This window comes from Bacillus sp. 2CMS4F, from assembly GCF_023161785.1.
In the GTDB taxonomy this organism is placed as follows: Bacteria; Bacillota; Bacilli; order Bacillales; family Bacillaceae; genus Bacillus; species Bacillus halotolerans.
Genome location: NZ_JALNTO010000002.1, coordinates 388063 through 401346 on the forward strand (window position 1 = coordinate 388063; position 13284 = coordinate 401346).

The 13284-nt window shown below is 44.5% G+C and carries 11 protein-coding genes and 1 other annotated feature; of the genes, 9 read left to right on the forward strand and 2 right to left on the reverse strand.

From position 1 onward, the window contains the following. Nucleotides 1-2: 2 nt before the first annotated feature. Nucleotides 3-1559, reverse strand: a complete 1557-nt coding sequence (spoVB, locus tag MTN95_RS05395; protein ID WP_248337273.1) for a stage V sporulation protein B — start codon at nucleotides 1557-1559, stop codon at nucleotides 3-5. Nucleotides 1560-1674: 115 nt separating this feature from the next. Between spoVB and MTN95_RS05400 the strand changes: the two genes are divergently transcribed. The 8 genes from MTN95_RS05400 (at nucleotide 1675) to dtd (ending at nucleotide 11060) form a co-directional block, all read left to right on the forward strand. After that, nucleotides 1675-1971: a post-transcriptional regulator gene (locus MTN95_RS05400; protein ID WP_010335127.1), complete on the forward strand. Its 297-nt coding sequence runs from the start codon at nucleotides 1675-1677 to the stop codon at nucleotides 1969-1971. Between the two features lie 37 nt (nucleotides 1972-2008). After that, entirely contained in the window at nucleotides 2009-4222 is a 2214-nt protein-coding gene (secDF, locus tag MTN95_RS05405; RefSeq protein WP_248337275.1) for a protein translocase subunit SecDF, read from the forward strand. Nucleotides 4223-4381: 159 nt separating this feature from the next. Next, nucleotides 4382-4879, forward strand: coding sequence for a cation:proton antiporter regulatory subunit (locus tag MTN95_RS05410; protein WP_105953503.1), 498 nt, complete (start codon nucleotides 4382-4384; stop codon nucleotides 4877-4879). A 75-nt stretch (nucleotides 4880-4954) separates the two neighbouring features. After that, a complete protein-coding gene (locus tag MTN95_RS05415; RefSeq protein ID WP_044154255.1) occupies nucleotides 4955-5290 on the forward strand; it encodes a LapA family protein in 336 nt (111 codons plus the stop codon). A gap of 66 nt (nucleotides 5291-5356) precedes the next feature. Then, nucleotides 5357-7717: a single-stranded-DNA-specific exonuclease RecJ gene (gene recJ, locus MTN95_RS05420; RefSeq protein WP_248337277.1), complete on the forward strand. Its 2361-nt coding sequence runs from the start codon at nucleotides 5357-5359 to the stop codon at nucleotides 7715-7717. A gap of 5 nt (nucleotides 7718-7722) precedes the next feature. Then, nucleotides 7723-8235, forward strand: a complete 513-nt coding sequence (locus tag MTN95_RS05425) for an adenine phosphoribosyltransferase (RefSeq protein WP_010335123.1) — start codon at nucleotides 7723-7725, stop codon at nucleotides 8233-8235. Nucleotides 8236-8402: 167 nt separating this feature from the next. Beyond that, a complete protein-coding gene (relA, locus tag MTN95_RS05430) occupies nucleotides 8403-10607 on the forward strand; it encodes a GTP diphosphokinase (protein WP_044154273.1) in 2205 nt (734 codons plus the stop codon). 12 nt (nucleotides 10608-10619) lie between these two features. Then, nucleotides 10620-11060, forward strand: a complete 441-nt coding sequence (dtd, locus tag MTN95_RS05435) for a D-aminoacyl-tRNA deacylase (RefSeq protein WP_059293508.1) — start codon at nucleotides 10620-10622, stop codon at nucleotides 11058-11060. Between the two features lie 25 nt (nucleotides 11061-11085). Here the strand turns inward: dtd and MTN95_RS05440 are convergent, their stop codons facing one another. Next, a complete protein-coding gene (locus MTN95_RS05440; protein WP_105990302.1) occupies nucleotides 11086-12639 on the reverse strand; it encodes an N-acetylmuramoyl-L-alanine amidase family protein in 1554 nt (517 codons plus the stop codon). Between the two features lie 133 nt (nucleotides 12640-12772). Between MTN95_RS05440 and MTN95_RS05445 the strand changes: the two genes are divergently transcribed. Further along, nucleotides 12773-12943: a YrzK family protein gene (locus MTN95_RS05445; RefSeq protein ID WP_010335119.1), complete on the forward strand. Its 171-nt coding sequence runs from the start codon at nucleotides 12773-12775 to the stop codon at nucleotides 12941-12943. Nucleotides 12944-13002: 59 nt separating this feature from the next. Further along, nucleotides 13003-13233 (forward strand) — a binding site (T-box leader). Nucleotides 13234-13284: the final 51 nt, after the last annotated feature.

Genomic DNA, 13284 nt, shown 5'->3' on the forward strand with positions numbered 1-13284 from the left:
TTTCATCGGACGATCAGGCGTCCGATAATAGGGATGCGGCGAAGCTCATCTTTTTTGATTAAACGGAAAACGAGCAGCAAGATGATATAGAAAACAGCGCTTATCGCAATCCATCCGGCAACATTCACAGCCTCTGACTCTCCGAACCGCACATATTGTTTGACAGCAGAGCTGAGGAACCCGCATATAAAAATAACCGCAAAGCAGAGCACGTACTCTTTTATTTTGATGCTGATCGGCAGCACTTTGCTCACTGTCGCTGCATGCAAAAGGGTGACGAGCACCATGCCCGTTACAATCGCTAATGCAGCACCCATGATGCCGAGAGACGGTCTCGTGGCAAGGACGAAAATAAGGCCTGTTTTTACAAGGGCTCCGATCAAGCTGTTCATCATTGCAGCTCCTGCTAAATTGAGCGCCTGCAGCACAGCCTGAAGCGGCCCCTGGAAATAATAAAGCAGAAAAAACGGAGCCATGACTTTTATAAACACAGCTGCGCCTGAGGACCCATACATCACGCTCATCAGCTCATCCGCAAACACATATAAAATCACTACTGAAATGCCCCCGCTAAGCAGGCACAGCCGCATGGCCTGCTCCAATCGGTATTCAACCACCTGAAGTTTTTTCTGTTCCATTCCTTCACTTATCGCAGGAACAAGCGCGGTCGACAAAGAATATGTAATAAAGCTGGGCAGAGTCAGCAGCGTCATGGCAAAGCCGGTCAGTTCCCCGTATTGCTTTGTAGCCGCAACTGTCGCCACTCCGGCAATTGCAAGGCTTTGCGCGACAACAATGGGTTCAAAAAACCAAGACAGGTTGCCGATAAAACGGCTGCCGGTTGTAGGAAGTGAGACGCTCATTAATTGAGAAAAAGTTTCTTTTCCATTTTTAATCGATTGAAAAAAATGGTTTCTGATTTTCATTGTCTTTTTGAATTTGAAACAAATGAATAAATAAACGAGTGATGCCAGCTCTCCTGCAACTGAAGAAAGCATGGCTCCCGCTGCGGCATATTCAATTCCGTAAGGGAGAAAAATCGTCGTACATACAGCCACTAGAGAAATGCGGACGACCTGTTCTAGGACTTGTGAAACGGCAAGCGGGTTCATATTTTGTTTTCCTTGAAAATACCCTCTCAGCACACTGGATATGGCGATAATCGGCACGACCGGAGTAATGGCCAAGAGGGGGTACAGCGTCCTCTGATCTGTCAGCATGGTTTCCGCCATTACCGGGGCGAAAAATAAAAACAGCGGTGTGAAAATCAGGCTGAGAATCCCAGTGATGGTAAGAGACATGACTAAAATATTTTTCGTTTTTTGATGATCTCCGCGTGCACTGGCTTCAGCGACAAGCTTACTGATCGCGACGGGAAGACCGAATTGAGTTAATGTAGTGGCTAAGAAAAAGGTAGGAGCCGCCATCATATAGAGCCCGACCCCTTCTTCGCCGATAAAACGGGCGATGACCACCCGGTTGACAAAGCCGAGCATTCTTGTGACCATCCCTGCTGCGATAAGGATAAGAGTGCCCTTTAAAAACGTCTGTTTCGCCATTTTTACCCCCTGCCTTCTCAAACTACCTGGAATCATATACAATAAAGATATGCGTATATATCGTCCAAGCATGACAAGTCTTCTTGAAAAACAATAAAAAAGGAGCGTGGAATTCGTGGATAAGCATCCAGCCGATCTGTATAAAGACCACGTAAGGCCGTTTCTTTACAGCAAACTGGAAGAGTTTAAGATTCTGGGATATGATGATGTTGAACTCGATAGTTTGTGGTCATACTTAAAAAACAAGAAGTGGAAAAAGAAATCGGAACTGCACATCTATGAACTGACAAGGGATATTTTATCAGTGAAAATTGGAGAATTTATGAACTATGCAACTGTTGAGTCATTTAAAACGTCTAATTGGCTGGGCAGTGAAGAAGGTCAGGAAGCATTGGAAGAACTACTGAGGTAGCAGTTGATCTGCATAGGTTTAAGGGAGGATATACATAATGAAAAAAGGACGCTTGATTGCGTTTTTCCTTTTCGTTCTATTGATTGGCACGGGTCTGGGCTACTTTACAAAGCCTGCTGCAAACAATATTACGTTAGGATTGGATTTGCAAGGCGGATTTGAGGTGCTGTATGACGTACAGCCCGTAAAAAAAGGTGACAAAATCACAAAAGACGTTCTGGTCAGCACAGTAGAGGCTTTGAACCGCAGGGCGAATGTCCTCGGTGTCAGTGAACCGAACATCCAAATTGAAGGAAATAACCGGATTCGTGTTCAGCTAGCTGGTGTGACAAACCAAAACAGAGCGCGGGAAATTTTGGCGACTGAGGCTCAGCTTTCTTTCAGAGATGCAAATGATAAAGAATTGCTGAATGGTGCGGATCTCGTCGAAAACGGCGCACAACAAACTTATGATAGTACAACAAATGAACCGATTGTCACTATCAAATTGAAAGACGCTGATAAATTCGGAGAAGTGACGAAAAAGGTCATGAATATGGCGCCAAACAACCAGCTTGTTATTTGGCTGGATTACGAAAAAGGCGATTCTTTTAAAAAAGAAGTTCAGAAAGAGGACCCTAAATATGTTTCCGCTCCGAATGTAAGCCAGGAATTAAATACAAAAGATGTAAAAATTGAAGGGCATTTTAAAGTCCAGGAAGCGAAAGATTTAGCCAGCATTTTAAATGCCGGGGCGCTGCCTGTTAAACTGACTGAAAAATACTCAACATCAGTAGGCGCACAATTTGGACAGCAGGCGCTGCATGATACGGTGTTTGCAGGTATTGTTGGAATAGCTATTATTTTCCTATTTATGCTTTTGTATTACCGCCTGCCAGGATTGATTGCGGTGATTACGCTATCAGTTTATGTATACATTACGCTTCAGATTTTTGACTGGATGAACGCTGTTCTCACTCTTCCGGGAATAGCCGCACTCATTTTAGGCGTCGGGATGGCTGTAGATGCCAACATCATCACCTATGAGCGGATTAAGGAAGAGCTTAAGCTAGGAAAATCCGTCCGTTCTGCCTTTCGCTCAGGAAACAGACGGTCATTTGCGACGATTTTTGACGCGAATATTACAACCATTGTTGCAGCGGTTGTGCTCTTTGTTTTTGGGACAAGCTCTGTTAAAGGGTTTGCGACAATGCTGATTCTGTCGATTCTGACAAGCTTTATTACCGCAGTCTTCTTATCAAGATTTCTGCTCTCGCTTCTTGTGGAAAGCAGATGGTTAGACCGGAAAAAAGGCTGGTTTGGCGTCAAAAAGAAACATATTGTGGACATCCAGGACACAGATGAAAATACAGAACCGTATACGCCGTTCCAAAAATGGGATTTTACGAGCAAACGAAAATTTTTCTTTATTTTCTCAAGTGTAGTTACCGTTGCCGGGATTATTATTCTGCTTGTATTTAAGCTGAATCTGGGCATTGACTTTGCGAGCGGCGCACGGATTGAAGTGCAAAGTGACCATAAGCTCACGACAGAGCAGGTGGAGAAGGACTTTGCATCACTCGGCATGGAACCTGACACGGTAGTCTTGTCAGGCGAAAAGAGCAATATTGGTGTTGCCCGCTTTGTAGGAGTGCCTGATAAAGAAACCATTGCAAAAGTGAAAGATTACTTTAAAGACAAGTACGGATCCGAGCCGAATGTCAGCACGGTGTCACCTACTGTTGGTAAAGAACTGGCGAGAAATGCATTGTACGCAGTAGCCATTGCTTCAATCGGAATCATTATTTACGTTTCCATCCGATTCGAGTACAAAATGGCGATTGCTGCGATTGTTTCACTGCTTTATGATGCTTTCTTTATTGTCACATTTTTCAGCATTACAAGGCTGGAGGTAGATGTTACCTTTATTGCGGCCGTCCTGACGATTGTCGGTTATTCGATTAACGATACAATCGTTACATTTGACAGGGTTCGCGAGCATATGAAAAAGCGCAAGCCGAAAACGTTTGCCGATTTGAGCCATATCGTAAATCTAAGCTTGCAGCAAACCTTTACAAGATCCATTAATACTGTATTAACTGTAGTAATTGTTGTCATAACATTGCTGATCTTTGGAGCATCTTCTATTACAAACTTCTCAATCGCTCTATTGGTTGGGCTGTTAACAGGTGTTTATTCATCCCTCTACATTGCCGCGCAAATTTGGCTTGTTTGGAAAGGGAAAGAATTAAAAAAAGGTACGGAACAATAGAGTAACTGTCAGGCTGTCCATTATGGGCAGCCTGATTTTTTGGCGTTTGATTGATCTTAAAATAGACATTTGCTATAATGACATACGCTTACAATTAAACATATAAATGGTGTGAAGAGGATTTGTGACAGGTTTTCATTTATGTGGGAGGGTTTGGGTATGAAGGTTCGCGAGTCGGAGCTGCCGGGTATCGGGCAAAAAGTTGAGATTGTCACCAGAAACCAAGATAAAATATCAATTATCATTCATGACGACGGCAGAAGAGAGCTGTATTATTTTGACGAAAATGATCATGAAGAATGTGTGACATCCGTACAGTTTGATGATGCGGAAGCGAGGCAGATTTCTGCGATTCTGGGCGGGATGGCATATAAACCGAAAGCGTTAGAAACCGTGGAAGTGGCTCTTGACGATTTGATTATAGAATGGTTTAAAGCAGAAGCAGGAGCACCAGCCGTTCACAAGACAATCGGTGATTTGGACGTGCGGCAGGAATATCAAGCGACAGTCATCGCTATATTAAAGAAGAATCAGAAAAAGCAATTGAATCCAGGGTTTGAAACAGTGATAGAAGAAGGAGATACACTCGTCATCTCTGGAGAGAGAGACGGACTGAAAAGGCTGATCCGTGAAAAATTAACCGCACTGGGGGCTTGACTCGCGTCAAGCCATGTTTAAAACCAATGTGAATAGGGAAACTAACCTCAATAAGTGAAGTTTGGGGGTAATCGAATGAACAAACAATGGACGATTATATTTGCACTTATTTTTACGTTGCTTGTCGCTGTTTTCGCAGTAATTAATGTAAGATCCGTAGAAGTTGATTACCTGTTTGGCAGATCAGAGTGGCCGCTTATTCTAGTTATTTTAGGTTCAGTACTGATGGGGGCGCTGATCGTTTTTTCTGCCGGAATTTTTCAAGTCATGAAATTAAAGAGAGAAATAAAAGCGTTGCGGAAAGAAACCAAAACCGCACAGGATGTGATACATAACCAAGAGGATGCTCATTTGAATAATGTTCAAGCCGACACACAGGATGCATCCGCCATGATTGAGAAAAAAGACTAGTTTTCGAATTATATTTGAAACCCCTCAGCATGCTCTAGTATAATAGGGTGGTTGAGGGGTGAATTTATGTTAGCGTCAAAAATGCGATGGGAAATCCAGCGACCAGATCAGGAAAAGGTCAAATCACTCACAGAACAATTGGACATAACACCTCTTGTTGCGTCGCTGCTTGTAAAAAGAGGCTTTGATACGGCAGAAAACGCGAGGCTGTTTTTACATACAAAGGATGCCGAATTCTATGATCCCTATGAGATGAAGGGGATGAAAGAAGCGGTTGAACGAATAAAACAGGCGATTTCACAACAAGAACAGATTATGATATATGGCGATTATGACGCCGATGGAGTTACCAGTACGTCAGTGATGCTGCACACTTTGCAAAAGCTGTCGGCGCAAGTTGATTTTTATATACCTGACCGGTTTAAAGAAGGCTACGGCCCTAATGAACAGGCGTTTCGCTCGATTAAAGAACGAGGCTTCTCACTCATTATTACGGTTGATACGGGGATTGCCGCTGTCCATGAAGCGGAGGTAGCAAAAGAGCTTGGCTTAGATGTCATCATTACCGACCACCATGAGCCTGGACCGGAGCTTCCGGATGTCCATGCGATCGTTCACCCGAAGCAGCCTGGCTGCACCTACCCTTTTAAGGAGCTTGCAGGAGTGGGCGTGGCGTTTAAGCTTGCCCACGCATTATTGGGCGAATTGCCAGATGAACTTCTTGACCTGGCGGCAATCGGCACCATTGCCGATCTAGTTCCGCTGCATGATGAAAACAGATTAATTGCAACATTAGGTCTCGAAAAGCTCCGGCGGACGAACCGGCTTGGTTTAAAAGAACTGATTAAGCTCTCAGGCGGAGAAATCGGAGAAGCGAACGAAGAAACCGTCGGATTTCAGCTCGCACCGAGACTGAATGCAGTCGGAAGAATTGAACAGGCCGATCCTGCTGTTCATTTGCTTATGTCCGAGGACCCGTTTGAAGCGGAAGAGCTTGCCGCTGAAATCGATCAGCTTAATAAAGAACGGCAAAAGATGGTCAGCAAAATGACGGATGAAGCGATTGAAATGGTTGAACAAGAAGGGCTTAATCAAACTGCGATTGTCGTGGCAAAAGCAGGGTGGAATCCCGGAGTCGTCGGAATTGTAGCTTCAAAGCTTGTAGACCGTTTTTACCGCCCGGCCATTGTTCTTGGAATTGATGAAGAAAAAGGGATCGCCAAAGGTTCGGCACGAAGCATCAGGGGATTTAATTTGTTTGAAAGCCTTTCTGAATGCAGAGATATTCTTCCGCACTTTGGAGGCCATCCAATGGCGGCTGGCATGACGCTGAATGCCGAAGATGTGCCGGAATTGCGGAACAGGCTGAATGAGATAGCTGACAATACGCTTACAGAAGAAGATTTTATTCCTGTACAGGAAGTAGACCTCGTATGCAGCGTGGAGGACATTACGGTTGAAAGCATCACAGAGATGAATCTGCTTTCTCCCTTCGGCATGCTGAACCCGAAACCGCATGTGATGGTAGAAAACGCAGTGCTGGAAGATGTCCGCAAAATCGGGGCGAATAAAAATCATGTCAAAATGACGATTAGAAACGATTCATCCCAGCTTGACTGCGTCGGTTTTAACAAAGGCGAGCTTGAGGAAAGTATAGTGCCCGGTTCAAAAATTTCGATTGTTGGTGAAATGTCGATCAATGAATGGAATAACAGAAAAAAACCGCAGCTGATGATCAAGGATGCGGCTGTTGCTGAATGGCAGCTGTTTGACTTAAGAGGAAAACGCACGTGGAAAGATACGGTTTCCGCCCTTCCGTCTGATAAACGAGTCATTGTCTCCTTCAAAGAAGAAACCACAACGCTTCTTCAGTCTGAAGATCTTCGCCATGACGTGCACGTTATCAGTTCTGAAGACCAAGCGAAGGCATATGAACTTGACGGTGCATATATTGTATTACTGGATTCTCCGCCTTCGCTGGACATGCTCGCACGTTTGCTGGAAGGCAAAGCGCCTGAGCGGATTTACTTCATCTTTCTCAATCATGAGGAACACTTTTTATCATCTTTTCCGGCAAGAGACCACTTTAAATGGTATTATGCATTCTTGCTGAAAAGAGGCGCTTTTGACTTGAAAAAACACGGTTCAGAGCTTGCGAGGCATAAAGGCTGGTCCGTTGAAACAATCAATTTCATGACAAAGGTGTTTTTTGATCTCGGTTTTGTTAAAATAGAGAATGGTGTGCTGTCTGTGATAAGCGGAGCGAAAAAACGCGATTTAACAGACTCACAAACATATCAAGCAAAACAGCAGCTGATGGAGCTGGATCAAAAGCTGAATTATTCTGCGGCTGAAGAGCTGAAGGAATGGCTGAATAAGCTGATGAAACAAGATTCAGAGGCTTATGAAAGTACGAGGAGGACATAAAACAGATGGATTTAAAACAATACGTAACAATTGTACCCGATTACCCGAAAGAAGGCGTGCAATTTAAAGATATTACGACACTGATGGATAAAGGCGATGTCTATCGCTATGCAACAGATCAAATTGTTGAATATGCGAAAGAAAAACAAATTGATTTGGTTGTCGGCCCGGAGGCGCGCGGCTTTATTATCGGCTGTCCGGTTGCCTACGCGCTCGGCGTCGGTTTTGCACCGGTTCGCAAAGAAGGCAAATTGCCGCGTGAGGTCATCAAAGTGGATTACGGTTTGGAGTATGGAAAAGACGTATTAACGATCCACAAAGATGCGATTTTGCCAGGCCAGCGTGTGCTTATTACAGATGACCTGCTTGCGACAGGCGGCACAATTGAAGCGACAATCAAACTAGTTGAGGAGCTTGGCGGCATTGTAGCTGGTATCGCTTTCTTAATCGAGCTTTCTTACCTTGACGGCAGAAATAAACTTGATAATTATGACATCTTAACACTAATGAAATACTAAAGATAACCTCATAAAGGAAAAAGCACTCGATACAGGGTGCTTTTTTCCTATTGTTTTGCATTTATTTGATATATTATTTGGTGATTTGAACTTCTGCTCTTTACATCTATCGTTTTTTTCTTGATAATAAACTACAATACAGTTTACATTTTAAAAAAGGTGATTCCATGGCGAACGAACAAGTATTGACTGCCGAGCAAGTTATTGATAAAGCGCGCAGTTATCTATCCGATGAGCATATCGCATTTGTCGAAAAAGCATACCTGTACGCTGAAGATGCTCATCGCGAGCAATACCGCAAATCAGGTGAGCCTTACATCATTCATCCGATTCAGGTTGCGGGAATTCTCGTTGATCTTGAAATGGATCCATCCACAATCGCGGGCGGATTTCTGCATGATGTAGTGGAGGATACTGATGTGACGCTTGATGACCTGAAGGAAGCATTCTCCGAGGAAGTGGCAATGCTTGTGGACGGTGTAACAAAGCTCGGTAAAATTAAATATAAATCTCAAGAGGAACAGCAGGCGGAAAATCATCGCAAAATGTTTGTCGCTATGGCTCAAGATATCCGGGTCATACTGATCAAGCTGGCGGATCGTCTTCACAATATGCGGACGCTGAAACATCTTCCCCAAGAAAAACAGCGCAGAATTTCTAATGAAACGCTGGAAATCTTTGCTCCTTTGGCTCATCGCCTCGGGATTTCAAAGATTAAATGGGAACTGGAAGATACGGCGCTCCGTTATTTGAATCCTCAGCAATATTACAGAATTGTCAACCTCATGAAGAAAAAACGCGCAGAACGCGAGCTTTATGTCGACGAGGTTGTCAATGAGGTGAAAAAACGTGTCGAAGAAGTCAACATCAAGGCTGACTTCTCAGGCCGGCCGAAACATATTTACAGTATCTATAGAAAAATGGTGCTGCAAAATAAGCAATTCAATGAAATCTATGATCTGCTTGCTGTCCGGATTCTCGTGAACAGCATAAAGGACTGCTACGCGGTGCTCGGCATTATTCATACTTGCTGGAAGCCGATGCCCGGCAGGTTCAAAGATTATATCGCAATGCCGAAGCCGAACATGTATCAATCGCTTCATACAACAGTTATAGGGCCTAAAGGCGACCCGCTGGAAGTGCAGATCCGCACCTTTGAAATGCATGAAATCGCGGAATACGGGGTTGCGGCTCACTGGGCTTATAAAGAAGGAAAAGCAGCGAGTGAAAGCGCAACATTTGAGAAAAAGCTTTCATGGTTCCGCGAAATTTTGGAATTCCAAAATGAATCAACAGATGCCGAAGAATTTATGGAATCGCTCAAAATCGATTTGTTCTCGGATATGGTGTACGTCTTTACGCCAAAAGGAGATGTCATCGAGCTTCCGTCCGGTTCTGTCCCGATTGATTTCTCTTACCGGATACACTCTGAAATCGGCAATAAAACAATCGGTGCGAAGGTCAACGGAAAAATGGTGACCCTTGACCATAAGCTCCGGACAGGTGATATCGTTGAAATTCTCACCTCCAAGCATTCCTATGGGCCGAGTCAGGATTGGGTGAAGCTTGCTCAAACTTCACAGGCGAAGCATAAAATCCGTCAATTCTTTAAGAAACAGCGGCGCGAAGAAAATGTTGAAAAAGGCCGTGAATTGGTAGAAAAAGAAATTAAAAATCTGGACTTTGAAGTGAAGGACGTCCTGACACCGGAGAACATCCAAAAAGTTGCCGATAAATTTAATTTCTCAAATGAAGAAGACATGTACGCAGCGGTCGGCTACAATGGCATCACAGCCCTGCAGGTGGCGAACCGGCTGACGGAAAAAGAAAGAAAACAGCGCGATCAGGAAGAACAAGAAAAAATCGTTCAGGATGTCGCTGCGGAGCCTAAACCGTATCCGCAAGGAAGAAAGCGGGAAGCTGGCGTTCGCGTCAAGGGGATCGACAATCTTCTTGTGCGATTATCGAAATGCTGCAATCCTGTGCCTGGTGACCATATTGTCGGTTTCATTACAAAAGGCAGAGGGGTTTCCGTCCATCGCGACGACTGTCCGAATGTCAAAACGAATGAAGCACAGGAGCGGCTGATCCCCGTAGAGTGGGAACATGAGTCACAGGTGCAAAAACGCAAGGAATACAATGTTGAGATCGAGATTCTTGGGTATGACCGCCGCGGATTGCTTAACGAGGTGCTTCAGGCAGTGAATGAAACGAAAACAAATATTTCTTCTGTCTCTGGCAAATCGGATCGCAACAAAGTGGCAACCATTCATATGGCTATTTTTATCCAGAATATCAATCATCTGCATAAAGTCGTCGAGCGCATTAAGCAAATAAGGGATATATATTCTGTGCGCCGCGTCATGAATTAAAGGAGTCACAAAATGAAAATAGTGGTTCAGCGAGTAACAGAAGCAAGCGTAACCGTTGATGGAGATGTGATCGGCCAAATTGGACAAGGCATTATGGTCCTGGTCGGCATCACTCACGATGATACAGAAGAGGACGCCGCTTACTTAGCGGATAAAATGGTGAATCTTCGCATTTTCGATGACAGCGATGGAAAAATGAATTTGTCGCTTCTGGATACAGGCGGAGAGATTTTGTCTGTTTCACAGTTTACGCTTTACGGAGATACGAGAAAAGGACGGCGCCCGAACTACATGAACGCCGCAAAACCTGATAAGGCTTTGGGCCTTTATGAAAAATGGAATGACCTGCTTCGTGAAAAAGGAATCAAAGTAGAAACCGGTAAATTCGGCGCCATGATGGATGTAAAGCTCACTAACTCCGGACCGGTCACTTTGATTATGGATTCAAAATAAAAAAGCTGCCAAAAGGCAGCTTTTTTTATTGGAAATATTTCTCCAATCCGCTCTCGATTCCATCTGTTACTTTTTCTTGATATGAATTGCTATGTACAATGGCTTCTTCCTGCGGATGGCTTACATATCCTAGCTCGTACAGCATAGCGGGCTGTTTGTTTTCACGGAGCACATAATAATCTCCGAACAGTACGCCGCGGTCAGGAATGGAAGATCGCTTAACCACTTCAGAGTGTACATCTGATGCCAGTTCCTGATCCTTTGCAGGACTGTAGTAATAAGCTGTGCTTCCCCTTGTAGAAGTATCCGCAAAGCTGTCGTAATGAATGCTGATGAAGGCGTCTGCATTGCGGTAGTGAGACGTCGAGACTCGTGATTGTAAGCTGACAAATGTATCATCCTGCCGTGTCACATACACGTCTGCTCCTGCTGATCTAAGTTTGCTGGCCAGCAGTTTCGCCGTTTTGATCGTCAGTTTTTTCTCGAATTGGCCTGAATAGCCGATTGTTCCGCTGTCTTTTCCTCCATGCCCCGGATCGACAACAATCGCTTTGTTTTTCAGCGACCCGCTTCCGGAAGCGGAATCAGCGACAGGCGGCTCTCCGGATTCTTCAGCGCTTTTAGACGTCTGTACCACCCAGTTGGCGACATAAGCGGTCTGCCCATTGTCAAGTTTTACTTCATACCAGCTGCCCTTTGATCCGGTAATGGAGTACGCATCGCCTTTGGCTGCGCGTTTAACGATAGAAGCTGACGTTGAGGCATCGCTTCTTAAATTCGTTCCTCCGTATACGATATAGGCTTTTTTTGTACTGTCTGAACTGCTGACATCAGCTGAATCTTCAGCTGGGTCAGAACTGGTCACAATGTAATGGCTTGCGACCCAGCCTTTTAGCCCATTCACTTCAATATGGAGCCAGCCGTTTTTCTCTTCGAGGATTGTAAGCTTCGTTCCTCGTGAAAGTTTTGTTATAATCGCTGCATCATGTGAGGCAGAGCCTCTGACATTCAGTGAAGAAACGCCAACCGTGCCCGTTGTTGAACCAGATGATTCTGTCTGATCACTTTCCTCAGACGCTGAACTGCCGCTGCCTGAAGTGACGTATTCGGAAGATACCCATCCGGTGGAATTTCGATATGATATCTTGATCCAGCCGGAATTCTTGTCAATCACTGCGGCTTGGCTGCCCTGCGGGAATTTGCCGATGACTTCGTATGAAGTACCAGGGCCTGTTCTCATCCGTAAATCGGGATCTGTTGATGTTACAGTTTCACTGCTGTCTGTAGAGCTTGTGCCTGACTGTTTTTCCTTAGTAATAAGCCAGGAGACAACCCACCCTTTATCTCCGGAACCAAGCTGTATTTGCACCCAGTCTCCGTCTTCCTTCAAGATGGGGTAGCGTTCTCCTTTTTTCACCTCCGCCATGATGCCGTAGCTAAGCCCCGGGCCGCTTCTGACGTTCATTTCATCTGTTGCGATGACGGCTTCTCCCTGAGCGGCTGTAACGGCAGAAAAAGGCGGGAAAAGCGCCCCGGCGACGATAATACATACAATAAGGACAAAGTGTTTCTTGCTCATTGTGTCCTCCTTTCTAATGATCATAAAAAAAAGCATTCTTTCTTAATATCGTAAAGTCCTTTCTGATTTTTAAATAAAAATAAAATGATTTGTTTATACTAGGCATAAAACCAATGAAAAAGGTGTGCAAATCATGAAATATCATCCAAAAATGGGACGTGCATTTCACGACGGCGAAGGAAACCTGCATTTCAGTGATCATGCCGATCCTGATACAATCGGTTATCTCACTGAAACGGCAACGGAATTTGGTCTTATGTCCAAAGAAGCATCACAGCAGAAAAACAACCGGAATAAAGCTTGACAGAGTACAGCAATGCCATTATTATAATAGAAATCGAGTACATAATAAATAATAATTAAACTGAACCAATAATGGAGAAGAGTAGGTCAGATTGCATGGCTAGAGAGGAACCGCCCCAGGCTGAAAGCGGCTCCCATTGCGTCTTTCTCGAAACAACACTCCGGAGGTTTCCTGCTGAACGCGTGATACCGTCATTAGGCAGTGAACGTGAACCTGCGTTAAAGGATCGAGCGGGAATACGAAAATATTCCAACTAGGGTGGCACCACGGGTATAACTCTCGTCCCTACTATATGTGTATAGTAGAGACGGGAGTTTTTTTATTTTTCATCATTGACGATA